The sequence below is a fragment of the Citrobacter sp. Marseille-Q5395 genome, assembly GCF_947057495.1.
Classification (GTDB): Bacteria; Pseudomonadota; Gammaproteobacteria; order Enterobacterales; family Enterobacteriaceae; genus Citrobacter; species Citrobacter murliniae.
The window spans coordinates 53148-73104 of the sequence record NZ_CAMSEL010000022.1 but is presented as its reverse complement, the minus strand read 5'-3'; the positions used below and the strand labels follow the sequence as shown (position 1 = coordinate 73104).

The window sequence follows — 19957 nt, the reverse complement described above, 5'->3', positions numbered from 1 at the left end:
ATTATTTCTCCACGTAAATGGACGGAATTGCAGACGTGATCAGCTGACGGGCGACATTCCTCATCCGCTGCTGATAATAATTAACTTTGAATTTGATGATTTTTCGCATCGCCATAACGTTGAGCTCGTTCTGCGTCACGCGGTCATCTTTAATAACGGGGATATTCATCACCCCCATTTCAGCCGTATCATTCAGCGTGTAGTCCTGCACATAGCGAAGAAAATCCTCAGCTGCGGCATTCCGTAGCCCGGTGACGTATACCGTCACATCCTCCGTCACCAGCTGATACTGGTTCTGATTTTCGTCAAGGTAAAACGCACCGGCTACAGGCTCAGGATCCCCACATTTCACGGTGGCATAAGGTGGGGAAAGGTTCTGCAAAGAAAGTTTTGCCGGATACATCGGCATGAATTGGCTCAGGGAGAGCCAGATCGGTAGCGAGTTAGAAACCACCACATCTGCAAGATCAATATCGTCAGGCGAGTCAACTATCTGTGACAGCATGTGTGGATAAATCGCATTCCCGGTGTAATGGTAAATATTGGCAGGTTCGTTCAGCCCAGAGCGCCGGGAAAACGCAAACTTAATGCCGTAAAACTCACCTATGTACAGTACCTCAGAACCGATATCGTTGAACGGGTCAATGTCAGACTGAGCAGTGAACGTGACCACATTTTTATCGTAGAGCTGCTCCTCATCCTGGATACTTTCCGTCGTTAAATGCAGGTAACCTTTGACGTCTTTATAGTCGGGTTCGCTATCTGGATCATCTGCAAGAATCGAAGCCTTAACCCAGAAAACGAACCCATCTAACGGCAGCACCTTGCGAACATATTTTGTGAAGGTCACTGAGGCCGAACGGCTTAAATCGTCCAACCCCTGAACCAGCGAAGCATTAAGCTCCGTTTTTGCCTGAGATAGCTCACTGAGGGAAGGCATTCAACACCCCGCTTACCCAGGCCCGCATAGAGGCCTGAAACATTCCCGTATCGATGAAAGAGGGGCGCGGCTCCCCTTTCTTGTTTTTGAAACGTTTGCTGATTCCTTCTAGCGCCCGGGCTGTTGGGACACCTTCGGTACCGTTCATTTCGGCGTTATCGAGAAAAGCGACAAAAAGGTGATGAACCTGCGACATTGATTCCGCAAAAGGATCGGAGGGAGGCGGCGCACCTGCCAGCAAGTTCTCAAGACCTGCAGCAAGGTCATTACTCATCAGTTGAGCAATCTCCTCACCATGCCGATCAAAGAACGTCTGCATGATGTGATATTTTCCCTCAAGAATTTCGGCCACATCTCCGGTGGTCGTATTCTCGTTTTCGTAGGGTATATCCATCACGCCCAGGTGAAGTTTCATGTAAGCCCCCACAAATCACCATATTGCTGAACGATTGCCAGGTACCAGCGACCGTAGGGATCTTTGAGTTGTTGGAGGTCAGCAAGAGAAAGATTTTTTAGCGCGTCGCTGACTTCCCGGGTCTGGCTGGTTGACTCATCTGCGGAAGCACTGATAACACCGGCAGTGAAATTATTAATACCCAGTTTTTCACGTACAGGGCCGAAAACATCCTCGGGTCCGAAGTTAATCAGGAAGGAAGCCGCGAGGTTATAAACCGCCTGCGAATAAAGAACTGGGCTGATACACGCAATCTGGCGGTTCACCCAGTCCAGCGACATTGACCAGGTAAGGTAAATAGAGGGCGCATCATCGGGTAAATCATCGACATTTACGCCCATCGTATTGCGAATAAACAGGATAAATCCGGCCAGATCAGGCATGGCGTTCCTCACTTATTTTTCTTTTTGGATCCCGCATTCACCGCCAGTGTTTCGTCAACGAATTCGGTTTCATCTTTATCATCCGTAGCGTTCAGGCGTTGCTCTGCGCTCACCTCCAACTCTCCCCGATAGCCGTTGTCTTGTTCACTGAGCGCGCTGTCTGTTGCCAGTACTGACGCTTGCCGGCGGTCATGAGCAGCACGATTCAGGTGACCATCGTTATCCCGCATGGCTTTTTCGATCACTTTTGACGCCACGGGTTTATCAATGCTGTAACACAGCCCGATATAAATACGGTTCTGGTCAATTTTTGTTGCGTCAATCAGGCCGTACTCAGCGTGCTGCTGAATAATGAGGTCGATCTCTGCGCGTGTTCCGTCAATAACGACAGCCTGTGAACCAGCATTAATCGGGTGATACACGAGGCGACCTGTTTCAGGTTTGCGATAGGCGAAATCGTGACGCTGCTTGGTGGTATTGGCGATATACAGTTTCATGTGTACTCCTGGTTAAAAAAATCCCCGCGTACCACCAGGTACACAGGGAAATCTGCGAGGGGAAATTAATTGCTGTATTTCATCGAAATGATGGTCAGCGCCTCAGGACGAAGCACCCAGCCGGAAGTGGAGCGCAGTTCGGAAAGTACGTCGATCGCCCCGCCAGCAATCGGAGTTGGGATTTCTCGCGGTGCGGCCATGTCACACAGCATCAGTGATGTCGCTTCCAACGACGGGCTAAGTTTCGCGAATTCGTTAGTGTTGATTTTCGCGTTCACCTCCGGCCGTTCAACTTCTGGCATGGCGATAATGACTGCATCAGTACCATTTGCCCCAGCACCGATTAGTGTATCGTCATAAACCCAGTCAATGCCGCAGTCTGCATCGTCTGCAACACCAGCAACGATCCCTTTAACTGTCGCAGTACCGCCGCCAGGACGCTGGTAACTGGTCAACTGAACAATCTGCTGCATCTCCATCGTACCCAGCGTACGCTGAGGGCCAAGAATAACCATTCGTGACGGACGGCCCATTTGCATAGTGCGGGTGCGGATTGCCTGAATCTGTGCCAGCAGGAATACAGCCATTTCGCCATGATCGTAAGTCAGGACGGTAGTATTTCCGCCACTGTCTGCCGGAAGACTGATAGTGGTCGCACCGTTGGTATTCAGAACACCTTCACCGCCAGCTGGATTCATGCCGTACAGCAGCGCATTTCGCAGTTGCTGGAAAATTGCCTGCCGGGTACCAAGACGCTGAGCTTCCGGCAATGCAATCCCCCAGTTCCCCGCAGCGGCCATATCATGATGATCGTAAATGGCTCGGGCGCGGAACATATACGTTGGCGTACTAACCATTCGTGCATCCAATGCAACGGAGGGTAACTGGTTGGCATTCCCTGACTGGCTGGAGGTAACCTGAGTACGAATATCCAGGCGTTTCATGTAAACGTACTGGTCACCGTCAGACAGACGAACCAGCGGGTTACCGCTGGCCATAACGGAAAACGCGCCGGATGCCTGCTGATAGGACAGGATCATTTCCGGCATGATGTACGACGGATTTACAATTTGATAAGCGGGTGTAATAGCTGGCATCTCTTAGCCTCTCCTGATTACAGCAGAATTACCGCAGCGTTTCCGCTGTCGTTCCAGGTAGCAAAACCCGTTGCCGAATCGTAAGAAACGGTTTTGCTGTTACCCATCTGCATTTCGATGATTTTTACCGGAAGGGCAACGTCCTGCACTTTTGCCGCGCCTACCGTTCCCTGAGTGGTTGCATTGCCCGCAGGTACTGAAACCGGGGTAAAGGTGAATGTGGTTGCCGTAGGAACACTGAGCACCTGAACGATGCCGTTATATGCAGCAGGAGCCGCGCCCGTAATATCCGCATAGCCGCCCACTTTCAGTCCATGAGCACTGGCTGTCGTCGCGGTAGCGAACCCTGCCGCATTGGCAGTGGGTGCAGTCCATGTGATTTCCGTAGTCGCCACATCTGCCGCTACTGTGCTGAATACATCGAGGCAATCCTCAGCAAAGTTCCAGACCAACGGCTGGTTAACGGAAATCCCCGCGCTGGCCAGAGAGATCACTGCATCAGAGGCTTTGACCGGAACACGCATCCCGGAACCAAGACGATAGAAAGACACGCTCATGTTGCTAAGAAAAAGAGGTACTGGCGATTGCGGAGTAGTCAGGCCATTGTGTGCCTGGTTGAATACAGAGAACCCCACCAGTTGTGAAAGAGTGGTAGCTCGTTTGATAACGCTGCCTCGTGGTGCTGAGGATGCTCCCGGCACCAGTTCATTGACAGCCAGACCGCCCCAGAGAGGTTTTACTTCATCGTTGGAGAGGGTACCGGACGCCAATGCATAGCGCGCAGCTGGATCATCCAGCGCAACCCCCTGAATGAGACCATCGGATTTCGTGTAGAAAGTACCGCGCGCATTTGTGGTCTGCATTGGGTTTACTGACAGAACGCTCGACATGTTAATTGTTCTCCGGTTGATTACTGGTTAATGCCAGCGAGCTTACGGCTGACTGCCTGGAACGGAGCCCACGTTGCGGACGGGTCACCGATAAAGGTGCTGATACGGCGTCCGGTGGCGTCGGTGCGAATGACTTCACGCAACCCTGCACCTGGTTCCAGACTGGATGCCGCTGATGCCTGCGCATCGGCATAGATTTTTTTCTCCGCGATGCTCAGGAGTTGACTGTCTGCAATGGCATGCAGATCCACTTCTTTATAATCAGGAGAATATTTTTGCAGACGTGTCATGATGCGGCGGCGATATGGCATCGCACGTTCACCCGCCATTGGTTGCGGCGCACGCTCCCCGAAAGAAGCGAATACACTGTCGGCTTTGCACTGGGTATCAGCGATTTCGTTACGTTCTTCGTCGCTGAGTTCCTGAGGTACACGGCTTTTCATTTCTTCCATGTCCGCACGGATTTTTTCCAGTTCAGCATCAGCTTTTGCCTTTTCTTCGGCTTCTGCATCTGCCTTGGCTTTCGCATCAGCGTCAGCTTTCGCTTTTTCTTCCTCTTCCTTGAGACGGGCAGCATCTTCATCAGCTTTCGCCTTTTCTGCTGCTTCGGCATCTGCTTTCGCTTTTTCCTCAGCATCGGCCTTTGCGCGGGCTTCGCGAGCGTCCAGCGCCTGGTTAATGAGTGCTAATACTTTTTCTTCATCCATTTTCTGGACCTCGTTCAAAAGTGTGTCGGATTTAACTCCCATCGGTTCCCCCAGCTTGTCCCAGACGCCCTGCTCACAAATAGCTAGGTGATCTAGTAAAACAGGAGTTCCTTCCAGCAGTAGCGGTTCGCCATCGACGTCGATCAGAACGTCATCGCCGCCCGTCACCGTGGGGGATGTACTGAGTTGCCGCGTTGAAAGATTCGCGGCGGCGTCGGTGTCGTAAATGCGGGCCATTCCCCACACCTCATCACCTTTAATCCAGGCAAACGTAATCGCCCCAATCGTCCTTGAGGCGAATTCTTCGCTATTGAGTGTGTTTTTTTCTGGATGCCACCAGATAACCGGCAGGCCAGAACACCGGGCGAGAAATTCATCCGTCAGGTAATTTTCAGGGGAGCGGTAGGCGTATTGCCTGAATTTGGATCGCCATGTAACACCCGTTCCGGTGATACGCAGCGCCCACAGGTACATATTTCTGAAAAATTGCGGGGATGTGAGTTGCCCGTCGGCAATAAGCCCGGCAACATCCATTTCATTGAGTGGTTCGGCATCAAGCATCGCCACCATACCAGGGTGTAGCGGATCGGGCAGTTCATTTGGCGAAAACCAGCCACATGCTTGATTTTCATCGTTCAAAACCGCGTCGAATTGCTCAGCATCATCAGCAAGGTAGGTAACATAGCCATCAATCAGGGTATGAGGCGTCAGCGGTGCGGAATAATCAAACCCGCACTCTTCCAGAACTTCACGCCTTGCCGCGGATTCCGGCGTTTCCCCCTCTTCGAGTTTTCCGCCCGGTACCGCCCACGAACCATCATCCCCACGCTTAACCAGAAATATTTTCCCGCCAGACTTAAACAGGATCCCGGCAGCGTAGGTTTTCACTTATCCTCCGTTTTTTATGGTCTCGAAGTTTGCAGAACGACGACCGACTGATTTGTTGCCTTCAATGAATTTCCGCCATTTTTCGGTTTTCATTTCATCAGGCAGGCTTCGGACGTTATAGATGAACGTCAGGTAGCAACGACAAAAGACTTCTTCGCCCGGTTGAGTGATTTCATCGAGATAGCCAGCCGGACCAACCTTCATGAATCCTTTTTTTATCGCCCAGTTGCCACGAATGGCATACACCAGCAAATCACGCTCCTTATGAGGTTCACGGAAATCATAATTTGGCTGTCGCCAGTGGCTATGCCAGACAGCAGCAATTGCCCCACCCTCAGTGGCAATGATGTTATCAATGTTGGCGATAAGCTTATGCGTCTGATCGACCATCACCCGACGCTGCTCGAAATCAATCTGGCGGGCTGATTTTGCGATGTGCTGACTAGTAGCAATTACACCAGACCGGGAAGAAGCCGACAGACCAACGCTCATTTCGCTTATCGGCGGGATACTGGTTGCCCACCCGCTGAAGCGCTGAATTGTCTTATCAATGGCCTGCGTACGGTTGAGTTTTATCAGATCGGCGGATGCCATGATCCGGCGGTCCAGCTCAGCACGAAGTTTCGGCTCAAGGTAATTTAGCGTGAAACGACTCACACCTAGATGGCGTTTCAGCGCTTTTTCCCGTCCGATCTCCAGATCATAAGCTGCAGTTAGCCGGCGGCTGACGTATCGGTACAGGTCATTTCCATCAACTTTGTTTTCTGTGGCATTCCGCAGGCGCTCAGTCCACATGATCAGGCTTTCTTCGCTGCTGTAACCGTATTCCAGAAAATGTTTAATGGCGTCACGCAGCTCTTTCACGAATGAGGCCATCGTAGTTATCCTCGTTATCGTTGCCTGTTGGAGGTGGGTCCGGAGGGCATTGCTCCAGCAATTCGTAATCCAGCTCAAGCCGATCAGCAAACAGGTTTTCGTTCATGTTGGCGTTTTCACAGGCCCATTTGATGAGCGTTGCCCTGTTTTGCGGGTCTTTAGTGAGCTGAGGCAGCAGCACGTTCAGCATCTCAGTAATCGCCTTAAAGCGGGTTTCATCAACTTTGACCTTTTCGCTTTCAGGCTCTTTCAACGCTGACGGCCAGACGTAGTCGAAATTGTTCACCCAGGAATTGAATGCCGCCTCCCAGGTGATTTTTTCGTACTCTGGCACGTCGTTTTTCAATGCTTCGAAAAATTCGCGGGACCAGGCGCGGTATTGCACGATGCGCACAAAGAAATCGTAAAGCGGCTCAAGGTCTTTACGAACGTCATCGATGTATTGCGCTACCGCTTTTGCATCCTCGGTACCTTCGCCAAATCCACGTGTGAATGTCTCGCTGTTAAGCAGAATGGCAGGCATGTCCGCCGCCGTAGCGATATTCGCCAGGATGTGATTACGGGCAGTATCCAGCGGCTTTTCGAGGTTCTGCATATCGAGCGATTCAATTTTGTCATTCTCACCGACCTGTAACACATCGCCGTTTCCGCCTCGCTTCAGCATCCAGCGCTTAATACCGGACATTTTCTGCATCATATTGTTGACGATAGAACTGGCCTGCTTGATAAACGCCACCAGCAGCCCGGCTTTAATCGTTACCATGTCATCAGCGCGCATCGACTGAATGAATGATTTCAGCGGATAGAGCGCACGCTGATAAACGCTGCGCCCGGCAAAACCGAAGGATGACGGAGTGTAGGCCAGATAAATCGGATCCTCGTTCATCATCACGCAGCAGCGGCTATGATGGTAAGGTTGCCCCGCAGCAGTCACGCTTCCCACCTTCTGGAAATCAGCAGAATTAGGATCCTGATTGAGCACCACAGAACCAGCTGTATTCATCGGATCCAACACGTTGAAGGTGATGGATTTTTTATACAGCGTGTCAAACTCAGCGGCTTCGTTCGTGGGCTCGCCGTCAATGAGCATCACCACAGCGCCTACACCGTAAATTCTGGACTGGCGCGCAGTGTTAGCAATGATGCGATCGGCTTTAATTGCTTTCCACTCGCGCTCGAAAGCTTCACGCAGGCGCCTTTCAGGTCCACGAGTAACATGTACAGTTCGTGGTTCTGACATCGCCAGTTTTATCGGGCGATCGACCATCTTTCCGCCCAGCGGGTGAAACAAATAAATCAGCTTGCAGAGCTCGTACCCTGCCTGCGCGCCGGGTTCAATGCTTCCGCCCTCCAGAATCTTACTGAGGACGCCAGCATTACTGCCCATGCAAATATCGTCGTCGTCCTGCATCAGAACCCCTCTCCGTTACCAAGTCCAAGCGCGACGCCGTAGTTAAAGCAGTCAAACAGATCGTCGTCCTGGTCTTCTTCACCGATGATGAACTTGAGCACCTGCGTCAGAAGATGATTTTTCTTCGATTGCTTGTACTCAACGATTTTGTCAAAGGCGTATTTAGAAATGCGTACTTTCCCGGACGCCACATAACCAGAAATGTTGATGGCGCGGGATTCTTTGGGAAGTGACGTTAAATCACTGTCGATAGGGTGTACGTTCCACCCCTCATTAGCGCCCTGCTGTAACAGGGTTATGCCGGTTGCCTTGTCCTCAATAAACAGGCCTGTAGTCCCCATACGCGCGCGGCATATTTCGCTAAGCTGTTTGGCCTTTCCTTCCCACTGAGGAACAATGTCCTTCAGGAAATATCCGTCAATCTGGATAATGTCCCAGTCCAGAATAACGAGGTGTGGCGATGGCAGGTTATCCAGCGCAAACCAGATGCATGCGGATCCATCGTTCTGGAGTTTCCCCTTCTGCGCACAGTCAACGACGCCATAAACCGTATCGCAGGAAAACGGGTAGTCGACAGGCGCGCCATCTTCCAAAATCCAGTCGAGTTTGAAAAAGTTCTGCCCGCGCCAGTCCACAAATCCAGCGTTATATTCCTGCTGAACCACCAGCGGCGGACGACCATCAATAATTCGCGCCAGCGCAGCCGGATTAATAGTCGGGTTGGCAGCTGTCGGTGCGTGATGTTCCTCCCAGCCCATCGATTTATCGTTACAGGCCTGATAGAAAAAATTCTCGTCATCAACGCCTTTTGGCGTACCGGCCATTACTGCATCACCGTCAAAGTCAAGCAGTGTCGGCTCAATTGCCTGTTCCCAGATATCACGCATGCCTTTCTTAACGAGGCTTCCCTCATCAATAATGACTTTGTGATATTTGCGGGAGCGACCAGCATCAGGGTTATCCAGCGTCCAGAACTCGACTTGCCCCCCACCAATGGTTTCGATAATCGCATCGGTCTTACTGGAACTAATCGTGATCGGCTTTAACAGGTCGCGTATAGCTTTAAACGACGGCAGCAGAATTTTATAAGACGGCGCAAACCAGCCTACGCGCATCTGTCGTGCTGCCCAGTTCCCTCCAGCCTGCTCCAGCATCGTTGTCTTACCGTAACGACGCCCGGCACGGATAACTTTTCGTTTTGCAGGAGAACGATAAATTTTCTTTTGCCCTGCATGGAACGGCAGGAACTCTATAACGTGTTCAGTCGCCATCAGGGGAATTCACCAGTTTAATGATCACCGTTGGCTCGCTGCCTTTGCCATTTCCTTTTTCCTTGCCCGTTCCGGGGCCACGAGCAACAAGCAATCTGGCTAATTCACGACGAGCAGCATCCTTATCCGCAGTATTTATTTCGATGCCGAATTTACCGAGCTTCACGCCCTGCAACAGATAACGCGCATCGCCCTCTAAATCACGGGTATCAGCAAAGAACGCCTCCCCCTTTCCCTCCCCGTTGCATCGAGGACAATCAGGGTTAGGATCAGCGTTATCGACAAAACCAATTCCACCGGAAAGTTCCGGGAGCGGTTTATTTTCCGACTCGGCTTTTTTTTCTGCCCTTATCTGCTCTTCTAAATCACGCCACTGGTATTTGTGATTCTCACCCCAGCAATAACGGCAATTGACGCGCCTGTATTGCGCGATTTCATTGGGGTCGGCGTTGATAATGGCGACGAGCTGAGTAATCACATCATCCAGCTCGGCGGAGTAGCGTTTCTGCCGCTCGTTCCTGAGGTGGTGAACATAACGAGAAACCCTGGCATTTCTTAGCATGCGGGATGCATTGGAATATGCTGTGTTTCCTTCGCCTTTGTACCCGGCCAAGCGGTAAGCCTCGACTCTGGTTTTTCCATCCACTACAAATTGTGCGAACGTCATTAACTGGTCAGAGAGCCCGAAATCATCAGGCGTTTCGTCATCCTCGCGAACAGACCGCGACGCAGATAATTTTTCTGCGATTTCCCCTTTATCAGCGCTTTTTTCTTCGCGTTTTACCGACTCCGAATTCGCACTTTTTTTCGGAGTTTTTTTTCGCGATTTTCGCTCCGATTTTTCTGTTTCATCTCCCCATCCAGCCAGCAATGCTTTCGCCGCTTTTATCGAGATATACGCTTTCGCAGTTCCCCACGAAAAACCCTCTCTTTCGCACCACTCCTTAGGAGATATTCCCGTCCGCTTCCATTCATCAGCGAACAGGGATAATCGTTCCTCCCAGTTCACTCTGGACATACAGAATAATCCTCTGGTCTGAAAACTATTACTCCGGCAATACGTGAGAACGAGAAGATCAAAAACAGATCCTTTATGCTGCCGTGAGCGCCAAACCTGCCGGGAAATCAGAAGAAAATAAAAAGCTGCATGTTGTCATGCGCAGGGTGCGCGGTAGGAAACAACATTCGGCTTTGCATTATCGCAGACACTCAGGGAATGCCTGCTGTAATGCCTTAGTCTTTCACAAACTCATCCGTTTTCACCACATACTGACTTTCCAGTAACTCAGCATGTGTACTGGTCACAATAGCCTGGTGGTGTGGATGAACATTTTCAGCCAACCATTTAATCAGCGGATTAGCAGCTTCCTGAAAAGTGCCGTCGTTCTCATAAATCGGCGTACATCTGAATTCATGAACGCGACTGATGCGGACGGATCGAGTTTTCAGTGAATCAGGCTCACAAAAAAGGGTGATAAACTTTTCCCCATCCATGACTGCTTTTCTCAGGTCAAATTGGATGTTGGAGTATCCTGTAAAAAAAGGTCTCCTTTCTTCACAGGAAATTATTCCACTGATCACAGAGTTGGATCTGGGAGCATCAAATAATTCAACCTTCCAGTATTTAATCAACTTAATTTCCATTACCGTTCCCCGTTACTTTGTCGTAAGTGCGCTCGCAGGTTCTTCCGGCGACATAACTCTCATCAGCCTCTTTTGCGAATTTTCCCGCCAGATCGTCAGCTTCGCCGAGCAACTGGGCGAGCAATATTCCGGCCTCGGCTTTTGCCTGGCTTGCTGCTGCAATTGCGGAAATTCTGCCGGTTTCACTTGTTGCGAGTTGCCGTTGTATTTCGGCGAGCTGCTGTTGCAACCCACCGCGAGCACGCTTAGCAGCGTCAGCATCAGCCTGTACTTTTGCCAGTTCTTCATCGGCTTTCTCTCGTTCTTCATTTACGGCGCGCTGGCGGCGCTGCTCTTCAGCTCTTTCGGTTACTTCACGCTGCAACGTAGTGGTCGCATCAGTAAGGTCACGCTGGGCCCACTGCAATTTCCAGGATGAATCCGCTTCTTGGTAACCACGTGAATAACACCAGTACGCTGCCGCACATAACAAAAAAGCCACCAGCAGTATTTCTGCTAATGGCTTCCAGAGTTTTTTGATTACAGCGAAAAGTGTGCTCATACCAACACCGATTTCGCTTTTTCATAGCGGGCTTTACGGTCATCAAGACCATTAGTGCCACCGTTAATTATTTTCGTAACAGCCTTAATATCACCGCTACGTTTTAGACAACCTTTCGAGGCAAAGAACCACGCCGCCGAACGAGCTGCATATTCGTCCTGCTCCAGTAACTGTGGGGACAGTATCAAATCGGCCCCCAGTCCTGCGCCGCAATCCCGATAATTGTCATGACCGGTAATCTGAATCAGGCCACGCCCGCGATAATTCCAACCGTCGTTCTCTTCAATGTTTCCCATTCGGTGGGCGTAAACAATATTAGCGATAGCTTTCTGGTTCGCAGGGTGATCAGCAGTGCGCCCGTAGAGCTGCGCTGTATCACCAGGAAAATATTTCCCGAATGTCGCTTTCAAACCATCAGCAGAATAATTTAGGTTCTCGACAATGCGGGTAAAACCGCCGGACTCATGCCCGACCTGAGCAATGAACATCGCCTGATCGTCTGCAGATTCAATACCAAACTCTTTCATTGCTGCATTTAATGGTTGAAACCATCGCGAGGTAAGGTCGCCGCTGAGATTTGCAGCCTTTTGGAGCTGATCCTTATTCATAATCACACCTTGTTATTGTCGCTACCGACACCAAGTCGATTGCCAATTAACCGCATTGCAAATCCTCGGATGGCATCAACACCAATCAGCCCGACGCCGCCACCGATGGCCACAGACAGAGATTTAGGCCAACCGAAATATTCCAAGGCTGATGAGAAGGTCAAAGTCAGAGCACCACAAAGAAGAATTTCGAGTGTTTTTTTCTTCCAGCCGCCACCACCACCAAAGTAAGCGATGCGTAAACCAGCCATGAATAACGACATGAGAACAGCGCCCAGCGGCGTATCTCCGCGCCACCAGCTCTGGAATAATTCCAGCCAGTCCGGCCAGGTATTGGGGTTATGAGGCATTTTCATGATCTCTCACCTCGCGCATATTGCGGGTGCTAATTGAGGGAATAAAAAATCCCCGAACATCCAGGAGCGGAAACGGGGAAAGGCGTTGCGCTAAACGGACCTGTCAGCGGCCTTAAATGAAAAAGCCCCGGCGTATGCCGAGGCCCATGTGAATAATTGATAGCTATCGATCTTCTAGTTTCTTGCTTGAAATCAAACCACTTGTCATTTCATAACCGTTTATATGACCACAGTAAGGACAGACAATAGGTTCTTTCTCTTTTCCACCGGGAAATCCTCCACTATGTTCCCAGTAGATGAACTCCTTCTTACAGCTCTGGTTGCTACACACTGTATTACTCATTGCATCACTCCATTTAAGGCAAGGAAGTAAACACATAACACAACCAAAGCTTGAGTCGAAGATTTAAATCAATAAAAAACCCGCCTTATGTGAGCGGGTCTTTTTGATTTGTCGCTGCGGGTGTAGCTTCGCGAGCATAGCTGAATTCAAGCAATCCCCGCGCAACTTTGCAACCGGAATCGATCAGCTTTTTTATCGAATACATCACACATTGGTAAGTACAGCATGGCTTCTGCCATCTGCAACCAAACATCAATTCGACTTTCGCAGGTACGTAGGCACCATTCCGGGTGACGAGTATTCAGTTCTCTTGCCATGGCCTTCTTACTCATACGATCCTTGTACCGATCAACTACCAGTTTAAAAAGGCGCTGATGACCTGTACGAACCAATATTTCACCGATCACAGCATCCATTAACAGGCCTTCTTCATCGGTACAGAATGCAAGGTTGCTTTTTTCTTTTCCGGAAAGCATGTCCAGAAAATATGACATCAGTTCACCGTGATCCAGACCCGATGATTTGAGATGCTTCAACACCTGCTGAATAGCAGTTTTACTGACTTTTTTTGACGCGAGAAGGTTATTAAACATGTGACCACCTGAACCAGATCCAATATATGACCATCGGCCCCACATTCGAAGTTTACCCTGAATCCAGACTGACTCGAGGGTGTTTAATCGCAGCATTTCACCACCCTTTCCTGTCGTTGATGGGTTAATCATATAAACGCCTCCTCTCTCCAGATTTGTTGGGTACGGAAAACACCTTCGGCGTGATATAGCCTTAGGGTGTCCTGATCAATATCGGTTTTCACACGACCATCGATTACGTCATGGCAACAGTTGCAGGCAATTGCTGCCTGCATGTCATGTGGTTTGATTCCCATCCCGCAGGTGTCACTCATACGATAATGGGCAAGGACGCTGGTTTCTGGATCAAAATTGCAGATACCAGGAATGCGCACGGTACATATGCGCCCGCGCGCTTGTTTGGTGAGATCGATTTTCTTCATGCTGCATAACTGAATAATTGAGAGGCTGCGTTTTCTGCGGCCTGCTGGGTGGGAAATGTGCGGAACAAAATATAATTCCATAGCACATCAAGTACGGATTTATAGAGTTGGGAAAACTCGAGATCGTCCATTTTGGCAAACGATATGGATTTGGGTTCGTTGCGGGTAGTACCGTCAGGCATTTCGTATTGAGTATAAAAACCCGCCTCAATAGTTACCCAAGCTCGGAATGCTTCAAAGGATTTTACAGCGCTGATATTGCCGGCGCGTTTTTCTGCCTCCTCACGCAGGTACTGATCGGCCAACTCCTGGAGTGTTTCTTCATGACCAGCATAATGGGCCACCAGCTGCACATACCCACGAACCAGCTTTTTATCTGCCGGAGATATTGCACCGCCCGACGGTTGCCAATAATCAAAACCAAGATTCAAGAGAGCAAAAAATTTACGGTGAAATGCCGCATTACGTGCCTGTTTAAAGTCAGCATATAAAACTGCACCAAGACGGAATTTTTTCTCGATAAATTCCCGTGCGTCAGGCGTCGCCGGTATTAATACCCCGCCTGCTGATTTTATAAATGAATACTGCGCCATTGGTTTCCCCTTTAGCGCAGCAATTGCTCAGAAATACAGGTGCCGGGTGTTCAGTCCGGTACCATAATTATATCTTAGTTTTGCCTCTTTGAACAACGACACAACCTGCTTGTTCTGCCAACTCTAACAAAGACTTAAGCGATGCCACATGCTCATCATCGTAGATGTTTCTGAGTGCTGTCACCTTACCATTCTTGCAGGTTATGAGAACGCGACCGTTATCGGGGAGATGTTCCCCTACCTCCGTCTTTTTGAACACGTTCCCTCCTTCACAAGATGACTGTATAAATATACAGTATATATACTCCCAAGTGGCAGTAAGTGCAAACTTTTAAAGGCACAAAACGTTAAAAAATCAAGGCTGGTTAATTTGTACCCATCTGTTTAATAAAGAAAAACCGCCATTATCTGGCGGTTCTCTTTCTTGCTTTTGGTTCTCGTGACATGTCACATTGTCAGTTTCACCGCATGCCATCCGTGAGTAACCCAGCACTGAGAATCACCTGCGCACGGGCATGATTTAACCGGGAGCGCATCCCCGCATTTACCGCATCGGTTCGCGCTGATTGATTTGATATGCCACTTTACACGCGCATCATCCTGGCGAATGAGAAGCGCGATGTATTCACCCATTTCATAGGGTGCGCGGCCCGGTCGACGATCTGCGCAGTTTCGGACAAGCATTTCCATTTCCTGTGCATCCAGCACCAGTTCAAGTTTCCGCTCACCAGCGGCAGACTGTCTGGCACGCTGTGCTGCTTTACGCTCTGCTGCTGATTTTGCCATTACGCGGCCTCCCTACTTACACATAATTCAGGTAAATTAGCCCTTACCAGTGCCTCAGCAAAAGGCGGAGGAACGGCGTTACCGCAGCGAGCAACCTGTTTGTCCTTCGCGTACTTCTTTCCCCGATAGTCCTGGTCGATGATGTACCACTCCGGGAAGCCCTGTGCGCGGTAAAGCTCATGCGGTTGCAGCATGCGCATGCCAATATCAACGATGCGGTAAGTTATGCCGTCAACTGTCACTAGCCCGTCGCAATCCTCGCCGCAGTATTCCCGCAGAAATGCCAGCGTCTGCTGTGCTCGGTGCTCGTCATACCCGTCAGCTGCCAATGTGGTTTTTACCTCCCCTACGTGCTGGCCACCAGCTGTGACCGTTGGCATGGGTTCGTCTGTGCGCTGCCCGTCCCGGCATGTACCGCGCAACTTCACCAGATGTGAGGCAACAACAGCATGGTGATCGACGGTGGTTATCGAGTGTGCTGGTTCGTCCAACCCGACGCCCGGCCCGGAGTAATTCCCGCCGTAATGCTTCGCAAGGAATGCGCTCACCGTCGCGAACTTATTGCCGCCGGCAGTAACGGTACCCAGCGGATTATCCAGTTGCAGCACTCGCGGCTCCTGACCGGGGCGCTCGCCATATCCCATCTGGATCAACGTTGGTGTTACCAGTTGAGATTTACCGCCACCGCCAGCGGTGATGGTGGCGCTCGGTTCATCTGCCCGGTGGCCGACGCTGGCCCCAAACTGGCGGGCTATCACTGGCGCAACAAGACATGCGCGGGATTGTTTCAGAATTGTGTGCGCAGGTTTATCCAGCGGGCGTGGTTTAGCCTGGTATTCACTACCACCATTACCCGCCAGAAATGGTGTCAGCGCGGCTTCTACCAAACCAAGAGCATGCCCATTCCCGCCCGGGCGTTTTGATGTACCAGCAGTTACCGTCGGTACCGGTTCGGTAACGGGCTGCCCGGTTGCGCCGGTACGGAACTTTGTCAGGTGTGGAACGGCTAACGCGTAGCCATGGGTTTTGGTAATGGTCTGCAATGGCTCACTCAGTGCCTGCCCACGGAAACAGTCGTATTTCCCTTTGGTCGTAGTGTGGTTGCATTTCACGATGAACGGCGATGCACTGTCGATAACAAAGCGCTGTATACCGCGCGCGATGCGCTTCAGGGTATTTTCTGCCAGCGTTTTTTTGCGGTCGAAAATCGACGGTGCCGGAATTGTCCAGTCGATACACTCCGCAGCTGTACGCCATGGCGCCAGCCTGCCAGCCTGAACCGCAGGTGATTTCGGATCCCCATGCGTTGGTTCCGGCCACACAATCGGCTTCCCATCGCGGCGCATGACCATGAAGAAACGTTTTCTGATTGTCGGTGCGCCATAGTCGCAGGCGCGCAGTTCGCGATACTCCACGACATAGCCCAGACCTTTAACCAGCCGTGCGGCATCCTCGCTATCAAGCGAAATATTCAGAAACTCACAACATTCAGCCAGCGCCGGATGTGATGCAGAAATACCTGTCGTCAGCATTGCGACAAAGGCGTTAAAGGTCTCACCGATACGCGCCGGGTCAGGACGCTGTTCGACTGGTTCAGGTGGTCCGATAAATTCATCAAGGAAGCGATCCGCGTGACTGATGAATGGCATTTCGCGTAATAATGGCCCCCACGTTTTAAACTCTTCGACGTTCTCCAGTTTCATTACCCGCGGCTCAACATCCAGCCCCCAGCGTAATACTACCCAGGCCAGTCCGCGGATCGCTTTCTCAACGGGTTTAGCGCCTTTAGCTTTAGAAAAGTGGCGGCAATCTGGAGAAAACCACGCCAGCGCCACCGGACGTCCTGCGGTAGCTACCTTTGGTCGAACCTCATACACAGACTCGCAGTAGTGCAACGTATCAGGGTGGTTCGTTGTATGCATCGCCACGGCGTTCTCGTCGTGGTTAATAGCAATATCAACGCTGCGACCGATCGCCATTTCAATACCGGTTGACGCACCGCCACCACCGGCAAAATTATCAACGATGATTTCTCTCACGCGTATTTCTCCATAGCGGTAGCCAGCGAACATGCTGCGATGATGATGGCCGGAACCGGCATTTTCTCCAGCCACATACGGTTGATGTGATGTTTCAGTCGGCGCTGGTGATGTGCCGGGAGATCCCCGGCGTTTTTAACCTGAGAAAAAACCATTTTCACTTCCACTGGCCAAACCGTTTCAGAAATATTAGGAAGAAGTAAGGTTTCCAACTCAACAATCCGACGATATGCATAACCCAATAAAGCGCCCTGTAGCTCAGCGTTCATAGTGCCTCCGCTTTTTCATTTGCATATTTTTTTAACGAGAAAGCCAACCTCGCAGATGCAATGGTTACATAGTCGGGATCAAGGTCGATGCCTACAAAATTGAACCCCTCTTCAATCGCAGCACGTCCGGTGCTTCCGCTACCCATCCACGGATCCAACACAGTACCGCCAGGCTGAGTGATGAGCCTGCAGAGATATTTCATCAGAGCTATTGGTTTAACTGTCGGGTGATTATTTTTCGCGCCCTTCGTACGGCCAGCACCGGCGCGCGGATCATTAATACCCGCGCTTCCCTCTTTACGCCCTCCGGTCATATCACTGGCAGATGTCGCTATAAAACGCTCAAGCCCCTCATCACGTTCGCTCGGTTTTACTTTGGCACAGTAAAAGAATCTGGCGGCACTCCCTTTGTCGCCGTGGTGAACGGTAGCGACACGCTGACGCATACCAAGAACTTGCCCCGTAGAGGCCGCAGAGGGTTCATTACCTGTTACCGGCGCAGCAGCACCAGCATTAGCAGGGAAACAGGCAATCACATCATCACTGCCATCATGGATAATGTTCGCTGGCCAACGGCCTCCCGCAGATTGTTCATAGTCTGCGGCTGGATCTGTTCCGTCGCGTTGATGAGAAAGCAAACAACCAGAACCACCAGATAATTGCTCTCCGGTTGGAATGCGGCAGGCGTTGATATTAAGTGCGCCGGTACCATGCGCTACCATATTTTCTGCAACCGTCGTTTTAAATGGCTTGCGAGCCATTAAGATTGGTTCATGTGCTGGTTTAAGTGCAGTCCCCCAGCCGTCCCATTGGCCATCTAGATTATGTGACTTAGGGAAACCACTACCGTAAATCCAAAGAATTTGGTCACGAATTTCGAAACCAGCATCCTCGGCATTTACAACCAGGCGGTGATAGGTTCGAGACCCACCAAACGCCAGAAGATGACCGCCGGGCTTCAATACCCGCAAACATTCCTGCCACTGCTCTACGGATGGAACGTCGTAATCCCATTTATGATTTTGAAATGAGAGCCCGTAAGGTGGATCAGTAACAATCGAATCGACTGAATTGTCAGGTATTGACTTAAGCACCACCTCACAACGCCCCACATGCAACTGGTACGTCATGGTCTCGCCCCCTCAAGCGTCACTGCAATTTCTTCAAAAAATCTTTCCCGGGTATGGCTAGTCATTGCCGGTACAAACGCGCTCATTAGCCTTGACTGGTCACAGTTTTCATCATCAACGAATAGGATTATTTTTTTATCGAGGCGTGTTTTTGCTTCCTGCAATTGCTCATTTTTGCTGGCTCGCTGGATGTAATCAGCAATAATTACAATGGCTTTATTTGTATATTTTTTGGTGAACTCAGTCATGAGATCCCCCGCATCTTCCAGTTGTTTATCCACCTGATCCCCCTTCGTGCTGCTGCCGCCAATAATTCAAACGTTGTCTGAAAAACTCCCGATAACTCTCCGGCGTCGCGTCAATGTGCTGAATAACAGTCTGGCGAGTAACTTTACGCTCATAGAGCTGACGAACGAGCGCAGCGGCGCGCATGTCGTAATGCTCTTTGAGTTGGCACTCTTGTGGCCATTTCGCACGATTGAGCGGGAGACCGGGCGGGAGGTAATCCGATTGCCCGGTCATGCCTTAAGCCCTCATGTTTTTCTCTGAGTGAACGTAGAAACGGGGATCAACGCTTTTCAGCGTGAAGTGTGTAACCGGCATATCGTCATGCCGTTCGATGCCAACAAAGTTCGACATGCAAAGAGCAAAGACGCGTTTCTGGAGCTGATCCAGGGTAATTTTGATGTCCGGGTAATATTTTTTAATCGCTGACATAATCCCCTGATATGAGAGCGTTTTACCCTTCATAATCGCCACGAGGTATTCCGCCGGCAGTTCGCTGGATTTTTGGGGTAATTGGGATTCAGTAGGATTCTCAATGGGTTTTATGGTATCCAGCAGCAAACGACAGCGGCTGGTAATACCAACCCTATAGCCCGTTTTTTTGTCATAATTCTCTTTGCTTCCGGAAGTCCATACAGTTGCCGTTTCGCGGAGTTTTACGGTCTTCTCTCCATCTGAATAAATAACGGTTCCGGTATGCGTCTTACTGAAACACCGTGGGTTGGTTTCAACAGGTTTTGATTTTTTATTTTTTGGGGCCGCGCGAGCAGTTAATCCCGGAACAGGAACCGGACGCGGGCAAGGTACATAAACCGAACGACTGCGAGCCCTGGCACCTGCGTTCATCCGCCAGATGATTACGTTTGTCCAGTCACAGGCATCGTCAAGTGTCGCTACTTTAGGATAAATTAAATCGGTCATTGGTCTTTCCTCA

At 50.5% G+C, this 19957-nt stretch carries 25 protein-coding genes; all 25 read right to left on the bottom strand.

What is annotated here, in order from left to right; all coding sequences use genetic code 11:
- Nucleotide 1: 1 nt before the first annotated feature.
- Nucleotides 2-940 carry a hypothetical protein gene (locus OH663_RS21660; RefSeq protein ID WP_001650749.1) on the bottom strand — a complete coding sequence of 313 codons (939 nt, stop codon included), beginning with the start codon at nt 938-940 and terminating at the stop codon, nt 2-4.
- Nucleotides 924-1355 (bottom strand): hypothetical protein, encoded by a 432-nt coding sequence (locus OH663_RS21655; protein WP_001650750.1) that lies wholly within the window; start codon nt 1353-1355, stop codon nt 924-926. The genes OH663_RS21660 and OH663_RS21655 overlap by 17 nt, the downstream gene beginning before the upstream one ends.
- Nucleotides 1352-1777, bottom strand: coding sequence for a hypothetical protein (locus tag OH663_RS21650; RefSeq protein WP_200013071.1), 426 nt, complete (start codon nt 1775-1777; stop codon nt 1352-1354). Before OH663_RS21650 ends, OH663_RS21655 begins: the two co-directional genes overlap by 4 nt.
- A gap of 8 nt (nt 1778-1785) precedes the next feature.
- On the bottom strand, nt 1786-2274 hold the full coding sequence (locus OH663_RS21645; RefSeq protein ID WP_001650752.1) for a hypothetical protein: 489 nt from the start codon (nt 2272-2274) through the stop codon (nt 1786-1788).
- Between the two features lie 65 nt (nt 2275-2339).
- Nucleotides 2340-3371, bottom strand: a complete 1032-nt coding sequence (locus OH663_RS21640) for a major capsid family protein (RefSeq protein ID WP_050186211.1) — start codon at nt 3369-3371, stop codon at nt 2340-2342.
- A gap of 17 nt (nt 3372-3388) precedes the next feature.
- Nucleotides 3389-4261 carry a hypothetical protein gene (locus OH663_RS21635; RefSeq protein WP_045441399.1) on the bottom strand — a complete coding sequence of 291 codons (873 nt, stop codon included), beginning with the start codon at nt 4259-4261 and terminating at the stop codon, nt 3389-3391.
- Nucleotides 4262-4281: 20 nt separating this feature from the next.
- A complete protein-coding gene (locus OH663_RS21630; protein WP_050186209.1) occupies nt 4282-5856 on the bottom strand; it encodes an NUDIX domain-containing protein in 1575 nt (524 codons plus the stop codon).
- Nucleotides 5857-6732 (bottom strand): hypothetical protein, encoded by an 876-nt coding sequence (locus OH663_RS21625; protein WP_046595062.1) that lies wholly within the window; start codon nt 6730-6732, stop codon nt 5857-5859.
- On the bottom strand, nt 6704-8143 hold the full coding sequence (locus OH663_RS21620; protein WP_001648831.1) for an anti-CBASS protein Acb1 family protein: 1440 nt from the start codon (nt 8141-8143) through the stop codon (nt 6704-6706). The genes OH663_RS21625 and OH663_RS21620 overlap by 29 nt, the downstream gene beginning before the upstream one ends.
- A complete protein-coding gene (locus OH663_RS21615; RefSeq protein WP_263525866.1) occupies nt 8143-9414 on the bottom strand; it encodes a hypothetical protein in 1272 nt (423 codons plus the stop codon). The genes OH663_RS21620 and OH663_RS21615 overlap by 1 nt, the downstream gene beginning before the upstream one ends.
- Nucleotides 9404-10432 (bottom strand): terminase small subunit, encoded by a 1029-nt coding sequence (locus OH663_RS21610; protein WP_228099660.1) that lies wholly within the window; start codon nt 10430-10432, stop codon nt 9404-9406. The genes OH663_RS21615 and OH663_RS21610 overlap by 11 nt, the downstream gene beginning before the upstream one ends.
- A 215-nt stretch (nt 10433-10647) precedes the next feature.
- Nucleotides 10648-11058 (bottom strand): hypothetical protein, encoded by a 411-nt coding sequence (locus OH663_RS21605; RefSeq protein ID WP_194209000.1) that lies wholly within the window; start codon nt 11056-11058, stop codon nt 10648-10650.
- Nucleotides 11048-11599, bottom strand: coding sequence for a DUF2514 domain-containing protein (locus OH663_RS21600; protein ID WP_194208999.1), 552 nt, complete (start codon nt 11597-11599; stop codon nt 11048-11050). Before OH663_RS21600 ends, OH663_RS21605 begins: the two co-directional genes overlap by 11 nt.
- Nucleotides 11596-12207: a glycoside hydrolase family 19 protein gene (locus tag OH663_RS21595; RefSeq protein ID WP_173781939.1), complete on the bottom strand. Its 612-nt coding sequence runs from the start codon at nt 12205-12207 to the stop codon at nt 11596-11598. Before OH663_RS21595 ends, OH663_RS21600 begins: the two co-directional genes overlap by 4 nt.
- 2 nt (nt 12208-12209) lie before the next feature.
- On the bottom strand, nt 12210-12563 hold the full coding sequence (locus tag OH663_RS21590) for a phage holin, lambda family (protein ID WP_001648823.1): 354 nt from the start codon (nt 12561-12563) through the stop codon (nt 12210-12212).
- A 489-nt stretch (nt 12564-13052) separates the two neighbouring features.
- Nucleotides 13053-13631, bottom strand: a complete 579-nt coding sequence (locus tag OH663_RS21585; RefSeq protein ID WP_115643621.1) for a DUF1133 family protein — start codon at nt 13629-13631, stop codon at nt 13053-13055.
- Complete coding sequence (locus OH663_RS21580) at nt 13628-13921, bottom strand: DUF1364 domain-containing protein (RefSeq protein ID WP_139754434.1); 294 nt, start codon at nt 13919-13921, stop codon at nt 13628-13630. Before OH663_RS21580 ends, OH663_RS21585 begins: the two co-directional genes overlap by 4 nt.
- On the bottom strand, nt 13918-14514 hold the full coding sequence (locus OH663_RS21575; RefSeq protein WP_263525865.1) for a DUF1367 family protein: 597 nt from the start codon (nt 14512-14514) through the stop codon (nt 13918-13920). Before OH663_RS21575 ends, OH663_RS21580 begins: the two co-directional genes overlap by 4 nt.
- Nucleotides 14515-14961: 447 nt before the next feature.
- Complete coding sequence (locus tag OH663_RS21570) at nt 14962-15300, bottom strand: hypothetical protein (RefSeq protein WP_181626059.1); 339 nt, start codon at nt 15298-15300, stop codon at nt 14962-14964.
- Nucleotides 15300-17372 carry a DNA cytosine methyltransferase gene (locus tag OH663_RS21565; RefSeq protein ID WP_263525864.1) on the bottom strand — a complete coding sequence of 691 codons (2073 nt, stop codon included), beginning with the start codon at nt 17370-17372 and terminating at the stop codon, nt 15300-15302. The genes OH663_RS21570 and OH663_RS21565 overlap by 1 nt, the downstream gene beginning before the upstream one ends.
- A complete protein-coding gene (locus OH663_RS21560; RefSeq protein ID WP_181632690.1) occupies nt 17336-17608 on the bottom strand; it encodes a hypothetical protein in 273 nt (90 codons plus the stop codon). Before OH663_RS21560 ends, OH663_RS21565 begins: the two co-directional genes overlap by 37 nt.
- The gene (locus OH663_RS21555) at nt 17605-18738 is read right to left on the bottom strand and encodes a DNA-methyltransferase (protein ID WP_181632691.1); all 1134 of its coding nucleotides are present in this window, start codon (nt 18736-18738) and stop codon (nt 17605-17607) included. Before OH663_RS21555 ends, OH663_RS21560 begins: the two co-directional genes overlap by 4 nt.
- Nucleotides 18735-18986, bottom strand: a complete 252-nt coding sequence (locus OH663_RS21550) for a hypothetical protein (protein ID WP_032947062.1) — start codon at nt 18984-18986, stop codon at nt 18735-18737. Before OH663_RS21550 ends, OH663_RS21555 begins: the two co-directional genes overlap by 4 nt.
- A 25-nt stretch (nt 18987-19011) precedes the next feature.
- The gene (locus OH663_RS21545; protein WP_149911964.1) at nt 19012-19260 is read right to left on the bottom strand and encodes a hypothetical protein; all 249 of its coding nucleotides are present in this window, start codon (nt 19258-19260) and stop codon (nt 19012-19014) included.
- 3 nt (nt 19261-19263) lie between these two features.
- Nucleotides 19264-19944 carry a hypothetical protein gene (locus OH663_RS21540; RefSeq protein WP_263525863.1) on the bottom strand — a complete coding sequence of 227 codons (681 nt, stop codon included), beginning with the start codon at nt 19942-19944 and terminating at the stop codon, nt 19264-19266.
- Nucleotides 19945-19957: the final 13 nt, after the last annotated feature.

What these genes read in the sequence shown, in the direction of transcription:
- OH663_RS21660 (WP_001650749.1), bottom strand. Translation starts at nt 940, where the DNA reads ATGCCTTCCCTCAGTGAGCTATCTCAGGCAAAAACGGAGCTTAATGCT.
- OH663_RS21655 (WP_001650750.1), bottom strand. Translation starts at nt 1,355, where the DNA reads ATGAAACTTCACCTGGGCGTGATGGATATACCCTACGAAAACGAGAAT.
- OH663_RS21650 (WP_200013071.1), bottom strand. Translation starts at nt 1,777, where the DNA reads ATGCCTGATCTGGCCGGATTTATCCTGTTTATTCGCAATACGATGGGC.
- OH663_RS21645 (WP_001650752.1), bottom strand. Translation starts at nt 2,274, where the DNA reads ATGAAACTGTATATCGCCAATACCACCAAGCAGCGTCACGATTTCGCC.
- OH663_RS21640 (WP_050186211.1), bottom strand. Translation starts at nt 3,371, where the DNA reads ATGCCAGCTATTACACCCGCTTATCAAATTGTAAATCCGTCGTACATC.
- OH663_RS21635 (WP_045441399.1), bottom strand. Translation starts at nt 4,261, where the DNA reads ATGTCGAGCGTTCTGTCAGTAAACCCAATGCAGACCACAAATGCGCGC.
- OH663_RS21625 (WP_046595062.1), bottom strand. Translation starts at nt 6,732, where the DNA reads ATGGCCTCATTCGTGAAAGAGCTGCGTGACGCCATTAAACATTTTCTG.
- OH663_RS21620 (WP_001648831.1), bottom strand. Translation starts at nt 8,143, where the DNA reads ATGCAGGACGACGACGATATTTGCATGGGCAGTAATGCTGGCGTCCTC.
- OH663_RS21615 (WP_263525866.1), bottom strand. Translation starts at nt 9,414, where the DNA reads ATGGCGACTGAACACGTTATAGAGTTCCTGCCGTTCCATGCAGGGCAA.
- OH663_RS21610 (WP_228099660.1), bottom strand. Translation starts at nt 10,432, where the DNA reads ATGTCCAGAGTGAACTGGGAGGAACGATTATCCCTGTTCGCTGATGAA.
- OH663_RS21605 (WP_194209000.1), bottom strand. Translation starts at nt 11,058, where the DNA reads ATGGAAATTAAGTTGATTAAATACTGGAAGGTTGAATTATTTGATGCT.
- OH663_RS21600 (WP_194208999.1), bottom strand. Translation starts at nt 11,599, where the DNA reads ATGAGCACACTTTTCGCTGTAATCAAAAAACTCTGGAAGCCATTAGCA.
- OH663_RS21595 (WP_173781939.1), bottom strand. Translation starts at nt 12,207, where the DNA reads ATGAATAAGGATCAGCTCCAAAAGGCTGCAAATCTCAGCGGCGACCTT.
- OH663_RS21590 (WP_001648823.1), bottom strand. Translation starts at nt 12,563, where the DNA reads ATGAAAATGCCTCATAACCCCAATACCTGGCCGGACTGGCTGGAATTA.
- OH663_RS21585 (WP_115643621.1), bottom strand. Translation starts at nt 13,631, where the DNA reads ATGATTAACCCATCAACGACAGGAAAGGGTGGTGAAATGCTGCGATTA.
- OH663_RS21580 (WP_139754434.1), bottom strand. Translation starts at nt 13,921, where the DNA reads ATGAAGAAAATCGATCTCACCAAACAAGCGCGCGGGCGCATATGTACC.
- OH663_RS21575 (WP_263525865.1), bottom strand. Translation starts at nt 14,514, where the DNA reads ATGGCGCAGTATTCATTTATAAAATCAGCAGGCGGGGTATTAATACCG.
- OH663_RS21570 (WP_181626059.1), bottom strand. Translation starts at nt 15,300, where the DNA reads ATGGCAAAATCAGCAGCAGAGCGTAAAGCAGCACAGCGTGCCAGACAG.
- OH663_RS21565 (WP_263525864.1), bottom strand. Translation starts at nt 17,372, where the DNA reads ATGTTCGCTGGCTACCGCTATGGAGAAATACGCGTGAGAGAAATCATC.
- OH663_RS21560 (WP_181632690.1), bottom strand. Translation starts at nt 17,608, where the DNA reads ATGAACGCTGAGCTACAGGGCGCTTTATTGGGTTATGCATATCGTCGG.
- OH663_RS21555 (WP_181632691.1), bottom strand. Translation starts at nt 18,738, where the DNA reads ATGACGTACCAGTTGCATGTGGGGCGTTGTGAGGTGGTGCTTAAGTCA.
- OH663_RS21550 (WP_032947062.1), bottom strand. Translation starts at nt 18,986, where the DNA reads ATGACTGAGTTCACCAAAAAATATACAAATAAAGCCATTGTAATTATT.
- OH663_RS21545 (WP_149911964.1), bottom strand. Translation starts at nt 19,260, where the DNA reads ATGACCGGGCAATCGGATTACCTCCCGCCCGGTCTCCCGCTCAATCGT.
- OH663_RS21540 (WP_263525863.1), bottom strand. Translation starts at nt 19,944, where the DNA reads ATGACCGATTTAATTTATCCTAAAGTAGCGACACTTGACGATGCCTGT.